Source organism: Micromonospora sp. PTRAS2, from assembly GCF_054052245.1.
The window spans coordinates 190,644-209,500 of the sequence record NZ_JBSWBU010000005.1 but is presented as its reverse complement, the minus strand read 5'-3'; the positions used below and the strand labels follow the sequence as shown (position 1 = coordinate 209,500).

Below are 18,857 nucleotides of genomic sequence, written 5' to 3'. Positions count from 1 at the left end.
GGGGCGGCAGGTGCCGCCCCCTTTCGCCTGGCGTCGCCGATCAGCCGCAGAGGCGGCCGATCTCCTGCCGGAACCGCTCCATCGAGTTCGGCTCGTCCGGGCCGAGCAGGTAGACCTTCAGGTCCCGGCGGGCCTCGGTCATCGGGTCGTCGCCGGCCCGGGTGAGCGCGACGATCTTCTCCAGCTCGCCGCAGTCGCGCGACAGCAGGTACGCGCCCCGGGAGGTGGGGAAGTTGCGGCGGAAGTCGTCCTCGGGCAGGCCGCTCGGGTTCGCCACCACGTACGGGCGCTGGCTCTGCACGAAGTCGGAGACCACGCTGGAGATGTCGCTGATCAGCAGGTCCGTCTGGTTGAAGCAGTCGAACAGGGCCGGGACCCGGCCGGTGACGACCCGGTGGCGGGGGCCGTCGAGGGAGCTGGCGTCGACGTCGCCGCCGGCCGCGCCGATCAGCTCCACCACCCGCTCGTGGACGGCCTTCGCCTCCTTGGACCGGGTGCCGGTCAGCGGGTGCGGCTTGTAGATCAGCCGCAGCGACGGGCGGGCGGCGAGCAGGCCCCGGACGATCCGCTCCCCCATCAGCACCAGCGACGTGTGGTACGGGTCGTCGTCGAGCCAGCCCTCCCACGTCGGCGCGTAGAGCACGGTGAAGGGCCGGTCGGGCGACTCCGAGCCGAACGTGTGCACGCCCGCGAGCTGCGGCCGTCCGATCTCGACGATGTCGGCGTCCAGCACGCCGACGCCGGCCCGCGCGTACCGCTCCCGGCCCGCCAGGCCGGCGACCCACACCTCGTCGTACACCTTGCTGTACGGGTTGACGCTGGCCTGCTTGTCGCTGTCGCCGTGCCCGACGAAGACGTGCTTCATGCCCGGCTCCCGGAGCATGTGGATGTTCGCGCCGACGTTCGCCGCGTACATGGCGGCGCGGACGCTGCCCAGCTCAAGGTTCATGAAGTCCACCCCGGCCGGCACGCAGATCACCGGCAGCCGGGTGTCGGCCAGCTCGTTGAACGCCTCGCGGCTGCGCATCAGCACCACGGCCCGCCGTTCGAGGGCCTCGGTCGGGGCCAGCCACATGTTGGCCTGGTAGACGTCCTTCGCGGGGCCGGCGAAGTAGAGGGCGACCTCGGGCCGGTAGGAGTCCAGCCACTTCTGCACCGCCGGCAGCACCGGGCTCTTGCCGGTGCCCCGGCCCCGCAGCCAGGTCAGCGCGACGATGCCACCGGCCACGGCCGCGGCGAGCACGGCGGCGGCAGCGCCGGCCAGCACCGGCGCGGCGTCGTCCCACAGCGCCGAGAGCACGGCCGCCGGGACCAGCAGGAGGTTGCACATGGCGAGCCGCTCACCGGCGACCCCGGCCGCCCACTCGGGTGGGCGCGGCGCCGAGCGCATCGGGCCGAGGTCGATGTTGCGTACCAGCGCGGAGACCGGGTTGCGCCGGTCGATCATGCGGTTCAGCGCCCCGGCGAAGACCGCGATCACCCAGGTCACGGCGGGCAGCAGCAGGATCGCGGTCAGCTCGACCGAGCTGGGCCGGATCGCCGAGACCACGAGCAGCACGGCCGAGAGGTCGCGGGTGAGCTGCCGGTAGCCGCGGCCGAGGCCGACCTTCTCCAGCAGCGTCATGGTGGGCGCCGACCACCGGGCGAGGGCGAACTCACCGGCGATCGCGGCGATCCCGCTCACCGCGAACACCCAGACCGCGCCGAGGGCTCCCGCGGTGAGCGCGATCAGGTAGAAGAGCAGCAGCACGGCCCCGCGAGCGGCCACGCCCGCCGGTCCCATCAACTTGCCGAACAACGGTTACTCTCCCCCAACGAGATCGGCGACGGGGCCGGGCCCCGTGCGGGACCGGCCTCCTCGTTCAGTGCGGCTAGCGGCGGGGACCCCCGTGTGTCGTCCTGGTCCCACTCGCCCCCAGACCTTAACGCGAGACGAACGGCGAGCCATATTCGGGTATTACGGGCTTCGTCCCGTTGCTACCCGATCGGCCCCCGACCGCGCCGTCGGGCGGGTCGGGGACCGGCCGCTCAGGGCTGCCGGAAGCAGCGGACCGAGCCGGGGGCGAAGCGCCGGGCGTACATCTCGTAGCCGAGCCGCTTGAGGGCGGCCTTGGCCTCCAGGTTGACCCAGTAGACGCAGATGGTAGTCACGTCCAGCCGCTCGATGGACGCCTTCACCTCCGCGTCGGGGGCGATCGCCGTGCCGTCGGCGAACGCGGCCAGGCGCTGCCGGTCGCGGACGAAGTCGGAGTTCTGGTCGTACTCGACGAGGTAGCCGTCGCGGGGCATCACGACCCGCAGCCGGCTGCTGACGATGGGGGCGACCCGCATCAGCGTCGACGGGGCGAGCAGCAGGCCCGGCTCGCGGGGCAGCCCTTCGATCCACTGGACGATCTCCAGGCGTTGCTGCGGCAGCTTCCACAACGGGCGCGGCGCCACCTCCATGAAGCTGTCCCTGCTCCACATCGGCACGCCGAACGTCGCGAAGCAGAAGATCAGCGAGCTGGCGACGATGAGGCCGACCAGCCGGGACACCCACGGCAGCCGGGGCAGCCGGACGGTGCAGAGGATCCCGATCAGGCCGGGCAGGGCGAGGATCCAGGGCACCCGCCACAGCACCGCGGACACGCCGCTGGCCTCGGCGAGCGCCTCCAGCACGCCCGGCACGAACAGCACGCTCATGGTCAGCGCCGCGCCGGCGGCGAGCAGCCGGGGCGCGCGCCCCCGGACGAGCAGGGGCGCCAGCCACAGGGCGAGGCCGCCGATCACGCCGAGCACGCCCACCAGCAGGGTGCGGCGGTAGGTGCCCTCGGCGTCGAAGAACTGGGTCTCGCCCCCGGCGGTGGCGACCGGCCCGAGCACCAGCCGGGACACCAGCACCCCGCCGATCGGGTAGGCCAGCGCGGCGACGCCCGCGGCCAGCGCGGCCCCCCAGCGGCCCACCAGGAGCATCGCCAGGCCGGCCGCGCCGACCAGCAGCGGCAGGATGATCGCGGACGTCGTGGACAGCCCGGTCGCCACCACGGACAGCGCGGCGATCAGGAACAGCTTCCACCTCGACCGGGACTCGAACCAGTCGGTCAGGTAGACCCACATGAGCGGGACGACCGCCGAGACGAACATGCCCTTGCCCTCGTAGAGCCGGGGCAGGTGGAAGGTGCCGAGCGCGGCGTCCGAGCCGACCACCAGGTAGAGATAGGTGATGGCCACGACGAACGCCAGCACCGGACGGCGGGGCGCCCAGCGGTGCACCAGCCGCCACAGGGCCAGCACCGCGAGCACGGCCAGGGCCGGCAGCAGCACGAACCAGGTGGCGTCGGCGGCGTGCAGGCCCAGGAACCGGGCGAGCGCACCGGCGAAGACCTCGATCGAGGCGGTCGGCGGCTGGGTGCTCAGCGGGGCGGCCACGTTCTCGGTGAACAGGAAGTCCCGCACCGGGACGATGTCCCGCTCGGCCACCCACACCGACTTGCCGAGGTAGAAGACGTCGTCCTTACTGTTGCGGGCCATGTAGAGCGAGGAGACCGCGACGCCGGCCGAGACGAGCAGCACGAAGAGCGCCTGCCAGCCCGTGGCGGTCGGCTCCGGCGGGCCGGTGCGGGCCAGCCAGGCCCGGCGGGCCAGCAGCGCCGCGCCGACGGAGGCGGCGAGCCCGAGGCCGGTCGGCACCCACCACGACGCGAGCCCGCCCATGCCGGCGGTGACGGCGGCGCCGATGCCGGCCCCGGCGGTGACCACGCCGACGGCGAGCCACCACCAGCGCGCCCTCCCGGCCGGCGCGGGGTCGGCGGGTGCGGCCGGCGGCACCGGCGCGACGCGGCGACGCCGTACGGCACGGACCACCCCGAGCACCACGGCGAGGACGGCGAGGACGCCACAGCACCACAGCCAGCTCAGGAACATCACCGACGGTCGCAGCTCGGCCAGGAAGCCCGCGTGGTAGATCATCGTGAACAGCGCGAACGCCAGCACGGCGGCGTCGGTGATCCGGCGCGGGAGGGCACCGAAGGCGGACCCGAACCGCCGGGGGAAGGACAGCCGCGCGGGGGCGGTCGGGGCGTCGGGGGCGTGCTCCGGCGCGGGCGGCTGCTCGGCCAGGTCGGCGGGCTCGGCGCTCGCGGCCGGTTCGTCGCGCGGTGTGCCGGGCTCGTCCTGCGGTGTGCCCGGCTCGTCGCGCGGCGTGCCGGGCGGGTCCTGCGGTGTCGCGGGCTCGTCCTGCGGTGTGCCGGGCTCGTCCTGCGGTGTCGCGGGGCGGTCGTCGGGCGTCTCCGGCTGGGCCTCGCGCGTGCCGGGCGGGTCCTGCGGCGTCTCGGGCTGGTCGTCCGGGGCGCGGGGCAGGTCCTCCGGCGCGCGCTGGTCCTCCACTGCCAGGGCGTCGTCTGCGACGTTCGGCACAGGGGATTCCTTGATTTCTGTCGAGGATTCTGTCGAGTCGAAGGCGGACCGCCGGGGCTCGCCCTCGGCGGGCGGCGGCGGCCGGCCGGGCGCACGGTGGGTAAGCCTACCCGAACGCGATCGCCGGCCCGGCCGGCGACACGAGGCCGCCGCCCGGGCCCGCGGGCTCAGCCGTGGTCGGCGAAGAGCCGGCCGACGGCCCGGTGCGCCGGGAGGATCGACCGCCGCTCCGCGTCGGCGTCGGCGGTGCCGGCGAGGAGGTCCAGGAAGTGGTCGAGCTGGGCGGCCAGCGGCTCCCGGCCGGAGACCAGCTCCGGCACCTCCATGATGCTCTGCTGCCGGTAGCCCCGGCCGTCGGGCGTCGCCGCGTCCAGCGACACGTGCCGGTAGATGGTGACGTCCCGCCGGATCAGGTCCGCCTCGATCAGCCGGTCCACCTCGCTGACGACCAGCGTCCGCACCTTCCGCTGGCCGATCCGGCTCGCCGAGACGTTGGCCAGCGCCGCGCCGCCGAAGGTCAGCAGGGCCTCGGCGACGTCCTCCGCGCCGGGCAGCGAGGACGGGTGGAAGTGGCCCAGCACCCCGCGTACGTCGGTCGGCTCCTGGCCGCCGAACGCCCGGATCGCCAGGTCGACGTCGTGGATCAGCAGGTCCCAGGCCACCCCGGTGCGGATCCGCGGCGCGTACGGTGAGTGCCGGGTGACCGTGAGGTGCACCGGGTTGTCGACCAGGGCGAGCGCGGTGAGCACCGCCGGGTTGAACCGCTCCAGCAGCCCGCACAGCAGCGGGACCCCCCGCTTCTCGGCGGTGGCCACGATGTCCTCGGTCTCGTCGAGGCTGCCGCAGACCGGCTTCTCGATCAGCAGCGGCAAGTCGGCGGCGAGCACCTCACCGGCGAGCGCGTGGTGGAACTCGGTGGGGGCGGCGATCACCACCGCGTCGACGCCGGACAGGTTCGACCCGTCGGGCGTCCACCGCGCGCCGTACCGGTCGGCGACCTCCCGGCCGACGGCCTCGCGGGGCTCGACGACCCGCACCAGCCGGGCCCGGTCGGACTGGGCGATGACCCGCGCGTGCAGGGCCCCCATCACGCCCGTGCCGACGAGGGCGAAGCGCACCGGGGCCGTCACGCGCCCGCCGCCTTGCGGACGGCCTCGACGACCCGGTCGACGTCGCCGTCGGCGAGGTGGTGGTGCACCGGCAGGGACAGGCACTGCCGCGCCACCCGCCCGGCGACCGGGGCGGGGTCGGCGACCACCCGGGGGTGCTCCCGGTAGCAGTCGTAGTCGTAGACCGCCTTCGGGTAGTAGATGCCGCAGCCCACCCCCTGCTCGCCCAGCCGGGCGGCCACCTCGTCGCGGCTGACCGGCGCGGCGTCGGTGACCAGCACGGTGTACTGGTGCCAGACGTGCGTCCGGCCCGGCAGCTCGGCCGGCAGGCGCAGCCCCGGCACGTCCGCCAGGCCGGCGTGCAGCCGGGCCGCGTTGGCCCTGCGCCGCGCGACGGTGTCGGCGTAGCCGGCCAGCTGCGGGATGCCGAGGGCGGCCTGCAGGTCGGTGAGCCGGTAGTTGTGGCCGGCCACCTCGTACTGGTAGCGCTGGCGCATGCCCTGGTTGCGCAGCACCCGGAGCCGGTCGGCGAGGACGGCGTCGTCGGTGGTGATCATGCCGCCCTCGCCGGTGGTGAGGTTCTTCGTGGCGTACAGGGAGAAGGTGCCCAGGCCGAAGCTGCCGGCCCCCCGCCCGCCGACCGTCGCACCGAGTGACTGCGCGGTGTCCTCGACCAGGCCCAGGCCGTGCCGCTCGACCAGAGGCACGATCGCGCCCATGTCGGCCGGCTGGCCGTACAGGTGCACCGGCATGACGACCCGGGTGCGCGGGCCGATCGCGGCGGCGAGGGCCGCCGGGTCCAGGCAGAAGTCGTCCTCGCGGATGTCGGCGAACCGCGCGGTGGCGCCGGCCTCGAGGATCGCGTTGAGGGTGGCGACGAACGTGAACGGGCTCGTGACGACCTCGTCGCCGGGCCGCAGGTCGAGCACCTCCAGGGCGGCGACCAGCGCCGTCGTGCCGTTGTTGACCGCCACCGCGTGCTCCACCCCGACCAGGTCGGCGAACTCGCGTTCCAGCCGGGCCACCATCGGGCCCTGCGCCAGCACGCCGGAGCGGATCACCTCCACCGCCAGCTGTTCGGCCTTCTCGTCGAGTTTCACGACGGAAATGGGGATCACAGCACGTCTCCTCGGGGTCGGTGGCAGCGAGCACGGTAACAGCGGCGGACGTCGACACGACGGGCGGTGGCCGGCGTCGCGGTAGGAATTCCGCGCGGGCGCGCCGGACGAGTGGGGGCGCGCGGCCTGGGCTAGTGTAGTGCCCTGCTCGGTCCGTCCTCACTTTCCGCTACGGACGAAACGCGACGCGGAGGCACGTAACGCATGGTTCAGACCGTCACGCGGAAGGATGTCGTCACTTCCGGTGCCCCGGAGTCGACCGACGTTCCCGCCGCCCCGGCCGGCCCGCTGAAGCGGTGGCTGTCGCTGGGCGTCCGCGTCGCCGTCGTCGTCGCCATCGCCGCCGGGATGGTCTGGAGCGTCGTCGACCAGTGGCCGCAGGTCCGGTCGACGTGGCTGGGCCTGGCCTGGCAGTCGGTGGTGCTGTCCGTCCTCGCGGCGCTCGCCGGAATGGTGGCCAACACGATGGCCTGGCGGGCCGCCGTGCGCGACCTGGAGCACCGGGTGTCCGTGCCCGCCGCGCTGCGCATCTGCCTGGTGGGCCAGCTCGGCAAGTACATCCCCGGCAGCGTGTGGGCGTACGTGCTCCAGGTCGAGCTGAGCCGGCGGGCCGGCCTGCCCCGGGCCCGCGCCTTCCTGGCCACCCTGGTCTCCCTGGGCCTCGGCGTGACGGCCGCGCTGGGCCTCGGCCTGCTGAGCCTGCCGGCGCTGCGCGACGCGGCCGGCGGGGGCGACTCCACCTACGCCGACTCGGTGCGGGTCGCGCTGTGGATCGTGGCGGCGCTGTTCCCGGTCGCGCTGGTCTGCGCGGTGCCGCGGGTGCTCACCGCGCTGGTGCAGCTCGCCCTGCGGGTGCTGCGCCGCCCGCCGCTGGAGCACCGCCTCACCTGGCCGGGTGTGTCGCGGGTCGTGGGCTGGAGCGCGCTGGGCTACGCCCTGTTCGGCGTGCACCTGTGGCTGCTGGCCAACGCCCAGGCCACCCCCGGCATGGAGGGGCTGCTGCGCAGCGTCGGGTCGTTCGCCATCGCGATGACCGTCGGCATGTTCGCCTTCCTCTCCCCCTCCGGGCTGGGCGTACGGGAGGCCGTGCTGGTCGCCGCGCTGGCCCCGTTCCTGGAGGGCAACGGCGGCGTCGGCGCCGCGATGGGCATCGCGCTGGCGTCCCGGCTCATCTTCACCATCGCCGACGTGCTCGCCGCCGGCCTGGCCGCCCTGTCCGGGGTGCGCCAGCTCCGCCGGGCGGCCCCGGCCGAGGCGGCCACCACCTCCGCCGGGTAGGACGCCCGGCGGCAGGGTCAGCGGGTGACGACGCTGGTGATCCGGGTGAACTCGCGCATCAGGTCGTACCCGTCCCAGGTCGCGGCGAAGCTCAGCGCGTCGCCGACCGGGACGATCCGGTCCACCCCGCGCCCGCCCAGCGCGCGGGCGAAGGCGACCAGTTCGTCGGCGGCGAAGCCGAAGTGGGTGACGGTCTGGTCACGGCGCACCACCACCGGCGCGAGGTCGGCGAGGCTGTCGAGGCGGGCCTGCGGGAACGTGCCGACGCCGAGCCAGCGGCGCGGGATGTCGCCCGGCCCGGCCAGCTCCACCGTCGCCAGGTCGTTGCCGTCGAAGCGGATGGCCGTCGCCACCCCCTCCACGGCCAGGCCGTAGGTGGCGACCCGCTTCTCCACCGCCATCGCGGCGTCCACCTCGGGCCGCTTGGCGTCGAGCACCGTACGCAGCCGGGCCAGCAGGTCCGCGCGGGCGGCGTCGGTGCTGGCCGGGTCGCCGACCCAGTAGACGGTGCGGGGCGAGGCGCAGGCGGCCTGGTCGAACCAGTACGAGTCGTTGTAGAGGCCGAGGGCGGCGGCGTCGCGCTCGGACTCGGCGGCGGCGAGCCAGCCGGCCGCCCCGATCACCGTGAACGACGACCGGTCCGGGAAGGTCAGGTCCCGGGCGTGCGGGGCGAGCGGGTGCCGGCGGATCTCGCCGACCGACCGGTCGCCGCCCCAGATCACCCGCAGGTCCGCCGCGGCCGACAGCGCGGCGGTCACCGCGTCGTCCCGCCCGTACGTGACCATCCGCTGGGTCTGCCGGACCACGTCGTCGGCGTCGGCGAGGGTGTCGTCGAGCGCGTCGAGCACCGCGTCGGCGGCACCCGCCGACCGGGACGAGATCCGTACCACGTTGGCGTTGCCGGCGAGCGCGGACAGCGCCCACGAGTAGACGAAGATGGTGTCCACGTTGGCCGGCGGCACGTGGAAGACCAGCCCCCGCGGGAAGCGGAGCTGGCCGGGCTCGTCCGCGACCCGGGCCAGGGTCTTGGCGATCTCGCCCCGGCGCAGGAAGAAGCCGAGGGAGGCCAGCTCCGGGTGCCGGCGGGCCACCGCCGGGCGCAGCAGCCGCCGGGCGAACGCCACCAGGAACTCGACGATCCGGTCGTCGCCGACGGTCAGCGGGCCGCCGGCCGGCACCGCGCGCAACGCGCCGACCAGGTCGTCGACGGCGGTCGCACCGCCGGCCGGGAACCGCTCGACGACCTTGCCGCTCATGCCCGCCCCTCGCTGCGCCCGGTGCCGGCAGGAGGCGCCGACGCGCCCTGCCCGATGATTCGCTCGCTGCGCCCGCTCATGCCGCCGCCTCCGCGAACGTGTCGCTGCACCCGCGCGCCTCGGCGCGGGGCAGCCGGCCCAGGATGGAGAACCGCTTGCCCGGCCAGGCCCCGTCGTCGACGCCGTGCACGACACCCCGGTCCTCGGTGAGCAGCAGGTGCCCCGGGTACGACCGGGGCATCGTGCTGACCACCTGCACCACCCCGGGGGTGCCCACGGGCACCTCCGCCCAGGTGTGCGGGTCGCGGACGATGACGTCGGCGAACTCGGGGCAGTAGAGGCCGCCGCCGTCCGGCCCCTCCAGGAACGTCGTGCCGATCTGCTCGACCATCCCGTAGAAGTTGTGGATGCGCCGCAGGCCCGTGTCGGCGGTGAAGCGGCGGCGGAACTCCGCGTTGTCGACCGCGCGGTCGACCAGCTTCTTCCAGCCGCCGCTGTGGATCAGGATGCCGTTGCTGAGGTCGAACCGGTGCTCGCGGGCCAGCTCGTAGAGGTAGAGCCAGGTCATGAACGTGAAGCCGAAGATGAGGAACGGCTGGTCGCCGTGGCGGCCCAGGAAGTCGCGCACCGCGTCGGGGTCGGGCCGCTCCTGCTCGTCGAGGACGAAGGTGTGGTCGCGGCCGAAGTTCATCAGGCCGAGCACCCCGGCGCCCCGGGCGGAGAACGACGTGCGGTTCTTGAACAGGGCCTTCGTGTCGACCAGCAGCATCGGCAGCCGCTTCGTGCCGATCACCGCGCTCAGCGTGGCCGACAGCATCTTCTGCTGCACGCCCGCCGCCTCCTTGTCCAGGTAGATCCGGCTGACGTCGCCGGTGGTGCCGGAGGAGGTGAGGACCTTGAAGACCTCGTCGTCGCCGATGCTCTTGAGGACGTGGTGCTTGAACAGCCGCACCGGCAGCCAGGGCAGGTCGGCGACCCGGTCGTAGCCGCGGCCGGGCAGGTGGCCGAGGGAGGCGAGCAGGCGGGCGTACTCGGGGCTGCGGGCCCGGTGGTGCTCGGTCAGCTCGACCAGCTCCGGCAGGAGCCGGGCCTCGCGGGCCGCCTGGTCGAGGGCGAACAGGGTCATACCAGCGCCTCCAGGGAGCGGTAATCGATCTTGCCGTTGGGCAGCTGCGGCAACCGCTCGACCGTACGCACGTCGAAGCCCGACCGGTGCAGCCGCAGCCGCTCCGCCAGCCGCCCCGCCAGTGCCCGCGCGCCGTCGTCGGTGCCGCCCTCGACGAAGACGACGACCCGGTCCGGGCCGGACACGGCGACGACGGGCCCCTGGTCGCGGGCCAGCTCCTCGATGTCGTGCAGGTTGACCCGGATGCCGAAGACCTTGCCGAACCGCTTGAGCCGGCCGCGCAGCCAGACGAACCCGTCGGCGTCGAGGCAGCCCAGGTCACCGGTGCGCAGCACCCCGCCCTGCTCGTCGCCGCGGGCCAGGTCGGCGGCGCTCTCCGCGTACCCCATCATGACGTTGGGGCCGCGGTAGACCAGCTCGCCGACCACGCCGGGACGGTCGGTCTCCGCGCCGTCGGGGCCGAGCACCGTGAACGAGCCGCCGGGCAGGGCCGGGCCGACCGAGCCGACCCGGTCGGGCAGCGCGTCGGCCGGCAGGGTGCTCATCCGGGGCGCCGCCTCGGTGCAGCCCCACATGACGTGGAACCGGCCGCCCGTCTCGGCGATCCTGGCGTGGAAGGCGAGGATCGTCTCGTCGCGCAGCTTGCCGCCGGCCTGGGTGAGGGTGCGCAGCGTCGGATACTTCGCGGGGCTCCACCGGATCCGGTGCAGCATCTCGTAGTTGTGCGGCACCCCGGCCAGCGACGTCGCGCCGTACGCCGACACGGCCTGCCAGAACTCGCGGGCCAGCACGCCGCCGTCGACCACCAGGACGGTCGCGCCGGCGGCGAGGTGGCTGTTGAGCACGGACATGCCGAAGCTGTAGTAGAGCGGCAGGCTGGTCGGGGCGACCTCGTCCGGGCCGATGGCCAGCACCCGCGCGATGGCCGCCGCGTTGGACTCCACGGCGGCGCGGGAGAGCCGGACGAACTTCGGGTCCCCCGTCGAGCCGGACGTGGCCAGCAGCACCGCGAGGTCCGGGTGCGGCTGGTCGGCGCAGGCCCGCTCGCGGACCCACACCGGGCCGAGCACCTCGTCGTCGACCGCGCGGTAGTCCCCGGGCCGCTCGCCGGGGTCCGCGCCCGCGCCGCCCTCGGCGAGGCCCACCACCACGGCCGGGGAGAAACGCCGGATGAAGTCGGCCAGCACCGCCGGGTCCAGCGCCGGGTCGAGCAGCGCCACCGGGCGCTGCGCGCGCAGCGCGCCCGCGTACCGCAGCACCGCCGGCACCGACGTGCCGCTGCGGGCGAAGACCACCCCGGGCGGGAACCCGGCGTACGCGGCGGCGTGCCGACCCACCTCGGCGGCGAGGCCCGCGCCACCGAGGACGGCACCCGTGGCGGCGTCGATCAGCCGGGCGCTCGGGGCGACCAGGTTCACGGGACGAGCCCCCCGTCGACGCCGAGCACCTGACCCGTCACGTAGCGGGCGGCGTCGCCGGCCAGGAACCGGATCACGTCGGCCACCTCGTCGGGGTCGCCGAGCCGGCCGAGCGCGGCGGCTGCCGCCTGCCGGTCCAGCACCTCGGCGGGCAGCGACGCGGTGAGGTCGGTGCGGATGACCCCGGGCGCGACGGCGTTGACCCGGATGCCCCGGCCGCCCAGCTCCCGCGCGGCCGAACGGGCCAGCGCGGCCACGGCGGCCTTCGACGCCGCGTAGACGGACTGGCCGGCCGCCCCGTACGTGCCGACGACCGAGGCGAGCAGCACGATGGAGCCGCCCCGCCGCTCGGTGCCGTCGGCGCTGCGGCGCTTGCGGGCCATCGCCCGACCGGCGGCCTGCACGGCCGCGACCGCCCCGGCGACGTTGACGTCCAGGGTGCGGCGGACGTCGTCGGCGCGCAGCATGCCCAGCAGGCCGCTCTCCATGATCCCGGCGTTGGCGACCAGCACGTCCAGCCCGCCGTGCGCGGCGGTGACCTGCTTGACCGTGGCGCCGACGGCGTCGAAGTCGGCGACGTCGAGCCCCAGGCCGTGCCCGCCGAACTCCTTGGCCACCGCCTCGGCCCGGTCGACGTCGCGGCCGGTGACGACGACCGTGGCCCCCGCCTGCGCGAGGGCGCGGGCGGTGGCGAGGCCGATGCCGCGGGTGCCGCCGGTGACCAGGGCCACCCGGGCGGTCAGCTCACTCATCGACGCTGAGGCCCCGCAGCATGTCGAGGGCGACCTTGAAGCTGCTCATGTCGATGACCTGTTCGGTGTCGAGCTGGACGTCGAACTCGTCCTCGATGGCGGCGACGAGGGTCATGTGGCCGAGGGAGTCCCACTGCTCGATGCCGCGGTAGGTGAGGTTCTCGACGTCGGTGCCCTCGGGCAGTTCCAGGGCGTCGACGAAGACGCCGTGCAGGCGGTCGGTGAGGCTCATGATCGTGCTTTCTCCGTACGTGCTAAGGGGTGGTCACTGCGCGTCGCGGCGCCGCGCGGGCGACCCCCAGACGGGGGCCTCCCCGCGCGCCTGCGCCTCGGCCCGCAGCGCGGCGTTCTCGGCGCGGACCCGCTCGGCCTCCGCCCTGAGGTACTCCTCGTCGTAGCGTTGGAAGACCCGCGCGGGGTTGCCCGACACCAGACTGTAGGCCGGAACGTCTTTCGTCACGACAGACAGCGGGTTAACGGTGGCACAATCACCGATGGTGACACCCATCATGATCACGCTGTTGCCGCCGATGAAGCAGCCCTTGCCGATCCGCACGGGCTTGCGCTCGATCAGGTCGCTGCCGGGGTGGTTCTCCAGCATCATGTTCGCCAGCCAGCTGGAATGGGTGAACACCAGGCAGTTGAGCCCGATGCTGGTGTGGTCACCGATCTCCAGGCCGCCGCTGGCGTCCAGGACGGTGTTCTCCCCGATCCAGCAGTGCTCCCCCATGACCAGGTTCTCCGGGCTGACGATCTTCGTCCGCTCCCGGATCCGGGTGGTCTCGGGCAGGCCGAGGTAGCGGGCACGCTCGACATCGTTGAGCAGCCCGCCGACGAAGTCGTCGAGGATGCCGGTGCGCAGCCGGTTGCTGCGCTCGTCGGCGGAGAACACACTCATGCTCGTTCCTTCACCATCCGGTCGAACGCCGCCAGGTGCTGGCGGGTGACCACGTCCAGCGTGAAGTGGGAGTAGACCAGGTCGCGCTGGCGCTTGGCGATCCACTCCCGCTCCTCCGGGTCGTCGAACAGCCGGATCACGGCGTCCGCGAGGTCGGCCGGGTCGTCCGGCCGGGCCAGCACGAAGTTCTCCCAGTTACGCAGGTGCACGGCCGGGAAGTTCGTCTCGGTCACCGTGCCGATCGTCGCCCGGCCGGCAGCCATCGCCTCGAGGCTGGCGGTGCCGAACCCGCCGCCCTGCAGGTCGTGGGCCACCACGTCGGCGGCGGCGAAGTAGGCCGGCACCTCGGCCGACGGGACGACCCCGGTGCTGATCACGGCGTGGGCGACGCCGAGCTCGGCGGCCCGCTTGGCGTACGCGTCGTAGTAGACGCGGCCGATGATCAGCACCCGCGTGTCGGGGTGCTTGGCCAGGATGGTCGGCAGCGCCTCGACCAGGGCGATCCGGTCGCGCAGCGGGATGACGTGCCCCAGCGAGACGATCAGCGGCGCGTCGCCGATGCCGTGCCGGGCGCGCACGTCCAGCTCCGGCGTGCCGTCGAAGCGGCTCGGCTCGACCGCCACCGGAATGTACTCGAAGTCGGCCGTGGTCGCGCCGTAACGCTGCGCGCAGTAGCGGGCGGCCAACTCGTCCATGATCACGTAGCGCGGGTGGAACCGGCGGATGAGCGGCCGGACGAGGAACCGGTCCAGCAGCCGGAACAGGGCCGCGTACTTCGGGTCGGGGCTCTCCAGGCGGGTGTGGATGGACAACAGCACCGGGGTCCGGTGCCGGCGCGCGTACTGACCGGAGATCCAGCTCAGGTCGAAGAACTGCCCGTGCTGGTGGATGACGTCGGGGGCGAACTCGGTCAACAGCCGGGACACCCGACGCAGGTTGCCGGGGCGGGCCAGGGCGAAGGCCATGTCGAAGTCGATGGAGAGGCCGAGCTTCGGCATCGGCATCGCGGGCAGCCGGACCACCCGGTAGCCGTCCCGCTCCTCCTCGTCCGGCGCGCCCTGGTAGGCCGCCGTCAACACCAGCACCTCGTGGCCGGCGGCGGCGTAGCGCTCCGCCAGGGCCGCGGAGAGGTGGGAGCTTCCGCCGGGACGGGGCGGGAAGAAGTTGTTGACGACCGCGATCCGCACAGCGGGGACTCCTGTCGAGGTCGGTGTGGGGGCGGGGGGAGAGAGCCGGGGGGCTCACCGATGGATCGTACGGGCGGGCGGGGGTGGGCGCCGGGAGCCGACGCCCAGCCCGGCCGCGTCAGGCCACCTCGACCTTGATCAGGTCGGTCATCCCGTCCTCGACCGCGATGGTCGGCTCCCAGCCCAGCACCTCGCGGGCCCGGGTGATGTCCGCCGCGCGGCGGCTGACCAGCACCTCGCGCGGGTTGAACTGCGGTTCCACGTCCACCCCGACGGCCTTGATGAGGATCTCGGCGAGCGTGGCCACCGAGGTGTCGATGCCGGTGCCGATGTTGACCGGCACGTTGCCCTGCTCGGCCTCCAGCGCGGCGACCACCGAGCGGGCGATGTCGTGGACGTGGATGAAGTCCATCGACTGCTCGCCCCGGCCGTCGATGATCGGCGGCTGGCCGGTCTTCAACCGCTTGACGAAGTGGTTGATCACGGAGGTGTAGTACGCGGTCGGCTTCTGGCCGGGGCCGTACACGTTGAAGAAGCGCAGGGCGATCCAGTTGAGGCCCTTGCTGCGCTGGTAGAAGGCGAGCAGGTCCTCGCCGGCCCGCTTGGAGATGCAGTACGGGGTGAGCGGGTCGAGCCGGTCGTCCTCGTGCATCGGCAGCTTCTTCGGGTCGCCGTACACGGAGGCGGAGGAGGCGAACACGAGCCGCTTCACGCCGTGGTCGGCGGCGGCCGCGAAGACGTTGTGGTTGCCGACCATGTTGATGTCGATCGACTCGTACGGGTCGGCCTGGCTCTTGTTGATGGAGACCGCCGCGAGGTGGACGACGAGGTCGCAGCCCTTCATGGCCGCGTGCACCGCGCCGCCGTAGCGCACGTCCTGGTCGACGAGTTCGACGTCACCGGTGGCCGCCAGCTTGGCGACCTGCTCCCGGTCGCCGCGGAACATGTTGTCGAAGATGCGGACCCGGTAGCCCTTGTCCAGCAGGAGCGGCACCACGTGCAGGCCGATGAAGCCCGCACCCCCGGTGATGAAGACGGTCTGCTTCGACATGTCGTGCGATGTCCTTCCTGAAGGAGATCAGCGGCCGGTGGCGGCGCTGGCGACGACGTCGACCAGAGTGGCGACGACGGTCTCGACCTGAGAGTCGGTGAGGTTGGCGTGCATCGGGATGGCCAGGTGCCGGGCGAACAGGTCCGCCGAGACCGGGCACGGCGCCGACTGGCCGTAGAGCGGCTGCACGTGCGAGGCGTACGTGCCGAAGGTGCACTGCACGCCTCGCCGGCGCAGCCCGAGGGCGACCGCGCCGCGGTCGATCGAGGGATCGAGGGTCACCACGTACGACTGCCAGGGGTGCTCGCGGTCCGGCGCCTCGTGGGGGGTGACGATCAGCTCGTGGTCCTTGAGCAGCTCGCCGTAGCGGGCGGCGGTGCGCCGCTTGGCGGCGAGCAGGTCCGGCAGCCGGTCGAGCTGGGCGAGCATGATCGCCGCCGCCACGTCGGAGAGCCGGTAGTTGTAGCCCAGCTCGGTGAAGGCCGGAATCGGCAGGTCGGACAGCTCGGCCCGGGTCAGCGCGCCCTCCACCCCGTACGTGTGCAGCTTGCGGGCGTGCGCGGCGAGGTCGTCGCGGTCGGTGACGTAGGCCCCGCCCTCGCCGGCGGTGATGCCCTTGCGGCCGTGGAAGCTGAAGGTGGCGACGTCGGCCAGGCTGCCGGCGGGGCGGCCCTTGTAGGTGGCGCCCGCCGCGCACGCGGCGTCCTCGACCAGGAACAGCCCGTGCCGGTCGGCGATGGCCCGCAGCTCGTCGTAGTCGGCCGGCTGGCCGAAGGCGTCGACGGCGATGATGCCGACGGTGCGGGGGGTGATGGCGGCCTCGACGGCGGCCGGGTCCACGGTCCAGATGTCGGGCCGCACGTCGGCGAAGACGGGCTTCGCGCCGGCCCACATCACGGCGTGGCCGGTGGCCGGGAAGGTGTAGTCGCCGACGACGACCTCGTCGCCGGGTCGCACCCCGAGGGTGAGCAGCGCGAGGTGCAGGGCCGAGCCGCAGTTGGCGGTGGTCAGGGCGTGTCGGGTGCCGGTGGCGGCGGCGAAGCGCTCCTCGAAGCGGCGGCAGGTGGGCCCGGCGCCGGCCAGCCAGCCGGAGGCGAAGACCTCGGCGATCGCCGCGAGCTCCGCTTCACCGACGGTGGGCTGGCCGAGCGCGATGACGTCGTCTGACATGAGGCTCCCTAGAAGACGGACCCGGTGAGTGTAGGCACCCCCGGCCGGCAGCGACGAATCGGGCACGCCGGGCGCTGGTTACCATCGGTGGTCGCCTGGCGGAGGCGACGACCGGGCAGGGGAGAGCGTGATGACGAGGTTCGTGGTCGTCGGCGGCGGCATCGTCGGCCTGGCGGTCGCCCACCGGCTGGTGACCGACCGGCCGGGCGACTCCGTCACGGTGCTGGAGAAGGAGGCCGGCTGGGCGGCGCACCAGACCGGGCACAACTCCGGCGTGATCCACGCCGGGGTCTACTACAAGCCGGGCAGCCTCAAGGCCACCCTGTGCCGGGCCGGCAGCGCGTCGATGGTCGAGTTCTGCGCCGACCACGGGCTGCCGTACGAGGTCTGCGGCAAGCTGATCGTCGCCACCGACGCGGCGGAACTGCCCCGGCTGCGGGCGTTGCACGAGCGGGCCGAGGCCAACGGCCTGCCGGTGCGGCTGGTCGGGGCGGCCGAGGCCGCCGAGCACGAGCCGCACGTGGCGGCCGTCGCCGCGCTGCACGTGGCTTCGACGGGCATCGTCGACTACGGCGCGGTCTGCCGGAAGCTGGCGGAGCTGCTCGCCGCCGCCGGGGGGGACCTGCGCACCCGCGCCGAGGTGACGGGGGTGGCCGACCGGCCGGGGGGCGTGGTGGTCACCACCACGGCCGGCGAGGTGGTCGCGGACGTGCTGATCAACTGCGCGGGGCTGCACGCCGACCGGGTCGCCCGGCTGGCGGGGGTGCCGACGCCGGTGCGGATCGTGCCGTTCCGGGGCGAATACTACGAGCTGACCCCGCAGCGGCGCGGCCTGGTACGGGGGCTGATCTACCCGGTGCCGGACCCGCAGTTCCCGTTCCTCGGGGTGCACCTGACGAAGATGATCGACGGCAGCGTGCACGCCGGCCCGAACGCGGTGCTGGCCACCGCGCGGGAGGGCTACTCGTGGGGGCGGTTCAGCCCGCGCGACGTGTGGGACGAGCTGACGTACCGGGGGCTGTGGGCGCTGGGCCGGCGGCACTTCCGGTACGGGCTGACCGAGGTGGCCCGGTCGCTGTCGAAGGCGAGGTTCGCGGCGAGCCTGGCCCGGCTGGTGCCGGAGCTGACGCCGGCCGACATCGTCCGGGCCGGCGCGGGGGTGCGCGCGCAGGCGATCCTGCCCGACGGTGGCCTGGTTGACGACTTCCTGATCGTCGAGGCGGACCGGCAGGTGCACGTGCTGAACGCACCCTCCCCCGCCGCGACCAGTTCGCTGGAGATCGCCCGGCACATCGTGTCCCGGCTGCCGGTGGACACCGCCCGCTGAGGCGGCGGGCGGGACGGCTCAGGTCGGCGGGACGGCCTGCTTCGGGCGCACGGTCAGCTTCGGGTGGGCGGGCTCGTCAGGCGGGGGCGGCGTCGCGCTGCCTCGGCACGGCGCCGGCCGCGCCGAGGCCGGTGGCGACGGCCTCCACCAGCGCGTCGAGGTACGCCTCGGTCGGCATCGTGCGGGTGATCGCCAGCCGCCAGTACAGCGGTCCGACGATCAGGTCCACGGCGGCGCCGGGCTCCGTGTCGGCGGGCAGTTCGCCCCGGGCGACGGCGCGGGCGACGAGCGACCCGCCGACCTCCTGCTGCTGGGCCCGCAGCGCCGCCTGGAGGGTGGCGTCGATCTCGGGGTTGCGGGCGGCCTCGGCCAGCAGGTCGGGCACGATCTGCGCGGCCAGGGGGTGGCTCAGGGCGTGCGCGACCACCCGCAGCAGCAGGCCGAGGTCGCCGCGCAGGCTGCCGGTGTCCAGGCTCGGCAGCTTGCTGCCGGCGGCGGCGCCGACGACCTCGACGACCAGCTCCAGCTTGGAACTCCAGCGCCGGTAGATCGCGGTCTTGCTGACCCCGGCCCGGCGGGCGACGGCCTCGATGGAGAGCCGGCCGTAGCCGACGGCGGCCAGCTCCTGCATCAGCGCGCGACGGATGGCCGTGGTGATCTCGCCCCGCAGCACCGCCGCGCCGGCCGGCGCGCGCCTCTTCTCGGTGGTCACGGCAGACTCTTCTCGCGCGTCACGGCAGACCCTCCTCGGCTGTCACGTGGGACAATGTAC

16 protein-coding genes are annotated in these 18,857 nt (G+C 73.9%); 2 read left to right on the top strand and 14 right to left on the bottom strand.

Annotated elements, in window-relative coordinates; genetic code table 11:
• Positions 1–40 precede the first annotated feature (40 nt).
• The 4 genes from ACVMYR_RS18765 to ACVMYR_RS18750 form a co-directional block, all read right to left on the bottom strand.
• On the bottom strand, positions 41–1,798 hold the full coding sequence (locus tag ACVMYR_RS18765) for a CDP-glycerol glycerophosphotransferase family protein (protein WP_077937094.1): 1,758 nt from the start codon (positions 1,796–1,798) through the stop codon (positions 41–43).
• Positions 1,799–2,028: 230 nt separating this feature from the next.
• Positions 2,029–4,395, bottom strand: a complete 2,367-nt coding sequence (locus ACVMYR_RS18760) for a DUF6077 domain-containing protein (protein ID WP_457122332.1) — start codon at positions 4,393–4,395, stop codon at positions 2,029–2,031.
• Between the two features lie 167 nt (positions 4,396–4,562).
• Positions 4,563–5,525 (bottom strand): Gfo/Idh/MocA family protein, encoded by a 963-nt coding sequence (locus ACVMYR_RS18755; RefSeq protein ID WP_077937092.1) that lies wholly within the window; start codon positions 5,523–5,525, stop codon positions 4,563–4,565.
• Entirely contained in the window at positions 5,522–6,622 is a 1,101-nt protein-coding gene (locus ACVMYR_RS18750; protein ID WP_457122331.1) for a DegT/DnrJ/EryC1/StrS family aminotransferase, read from the bottom strand. Before ACVMYR_RS18750 ends, ACVMYR_RS18755 begins: the two co-directional genes overlap by 4 nt.
• A 204-nt stretch (positions 6,623–6,826) precedes the next feature.
• On the opposite strand from ACVMYR_RS18750, the gene ACVMYR_RS18745 reads away from it, so the two are divergent.
• Positions 6,827–7,900: a lysylphosphatidylglycerol synthase transmembrane domain-containing protein gene (locus ACVMYR_RS18745; RefSeq protein ID WP_091282782.1), complete on the top strand. Its 1,074-nt coding sequence runs from the start codon at positions 6,827–6,829 to the stop codon at positions 7,898–7,900.
• Positions 7,901–7,917: 17 nt separating this feature from the next.
• Here ACVMYR_RS18745 and ACVMYR_RS18740 read toward each other — a convergent pair whose 3' ends face one another.
• The 9 genes from ACVMYR_RS18740 to ACVMYR_RS18700 all read right to left on the bottom strand — a co-directional run bounded on the left by ACVMYR_RS18740 (position 7,918) and on the right by ACVMYR_RS18700 (position 16,758).
• Positions 7,918–9,156 carry an acyl-CoA reductase gene (locus ACVMYR_RS18740; protein ID WP_363628316.1) on the bottom strand — a complete coding sequence of 413 codons (1,239 nt, stop codon included), beginning with the start codon at positions 9,154–9,156 and terminating at the stop codon, positions 7,918–7,920.
• 76 nt (positions 9,157–9,232) lie between these two features.
• Positions 9,233–10,282 (bottom strand): LuxE/PaaK family acyltransferase, encoded by a 1,050-nt coding sequence (locus ACVMYR_RS18735; RefSeq protein ID WP_457122330.1) that lies wholly within the window; start codon positions 10,280–10,282, stop codon positions 9,233–9,235.
• The gene (locus tag ACVMYR_RS18730) at positions 10,279–11,700 is read right to left on the bottom strand and encodes an AMP-binding protein (RefSeq protein WP_457122329.1); all 1,422 of its coding nucleotides are present in this window, start codon (positions 11,698–11,700) and stop codon (positions 10,279–10,281) included. The genes ACVMYR_RS18735 and ACVMYR_RS18730 overlap by 4 nt, the downstream gene beginning before the upstream one ends.
• On the bottom strand, positions 11,697–12,452 hold the full coding sequence (locus ACVMYR_RS18725) for an SDR family NAD(P)-dependent oxidoreductase (protein ID WP_457122328.1): 756 nt from the start codon (positions 12,450–12,452) through the stop codon (positions 11,697–11,699). Before ACVMYR_RS18725 ends, ACVMYR_RS18730 begins: the two co-directional genes overlap by 4 nt.
• Positions 12,445–12,684 (bottom strand): acyl carrier protein, encoded by a 240-nt coding sequence (locus ACVMYR_RS18720; RefSeq protein ID WP_091282791.1) that lies wholly within the window; start codon positions 12,682–12,684, stop codon positions 12,445–12,447. Before ACVMYR_RS18720 ends, ACVMYR_RS18725 begins: the two co-directional genes overlap by 8 nt.
• Before the next feature lie 33 nt (positions 12,685–12,717).
• A complete protein-coding gene (locus ACVMYR_RS18715) occupies positions 12,718–13,350 on the bottom strand; it encodes an acyltransferase (RefSeq protein ID WP_218107046.1) in 633 nt (210 codons plus the stop codon).
• The gene (locus ACVMYR_RS18710; RefSeq protein ID WP_457122327.1) at positions 13,347–14,537 is read right to left on the bottom strand and encodes a glycosyltransferase family 4 protein; all 1,191 of its coding nucleotides are present in this window, start codon (positions 14,535–14,537) and stop codon (positions 13,347–13,349) included. Before ACVMYR_RS18710 ends, ACVMYR_RS18715 begins: the two co-directional genes overlap by 4 nt.
• 118 nt (positions 14,538–14,655) lie before the next feature.
• The gene (locus ACVMYR_RS18705) at positions 14,656–15,588 is read right to left on the bottom strand and encodes an NAD-dependent epimerase/dehydratase family protein (protein WP_077937082.1); all 933 of its coding nucleotides are present in this window, start codon (positions 15,586–15,588) and stop codon (positions 14,656–14,658) included.
• Between the two features lie 27 nt (positions 15,589–15,615).
• Positions 15,616–16,758 (bottom strand): DegT/DnrJ/EryC1/StrS family aminotransferase, encoded by a 1,143-nt coding sequence (locus ACVMYR_RS18700; protein WP_077937081.1) that lies wholly within the window; start codon positions 16,756–16,758, stop codon positions 15,616–15,618.
• Positions 16,759–16,888: 130 nt separating this feature from the next.
• Here ACVMYR_RS18700 and lhgO point away from each other — a divergent pair, with 130 nt between their 5' ends.
• Positions 16,889–18,085: an L-2-hydroxyglutarate oxidase gene (gene lhgO, locus ACVMYR_RS18695; protein ID WP_077937080.1), complete on the top strand. Its 1,197-nt coding sequence runs from the start codon at positions 16,889–16,891 to the stop codon at positions 18,083–18,085.
• A 76-nt stretch (positions 18,086–18,161) separates the two neighbouring features.
• Here lhgO and ACVMYR_RS18690 read toward each other — a convergent pair whose 3' ends face one another.
• Positions 18,162–18,797 (bottom strand): TetR/AcrR family transcriptional regulator, encoded by a 636-nt coding sequence (locus tag ACVMYR_RS18690; RefSeq protein ID WP_077937079.1) that lies wholly within the window; start codon positions 18,795–18,797, stop codon positions 18,162–18,164.
• Positions 18,798–18,857: the final 60 nt, after the last annotated feature.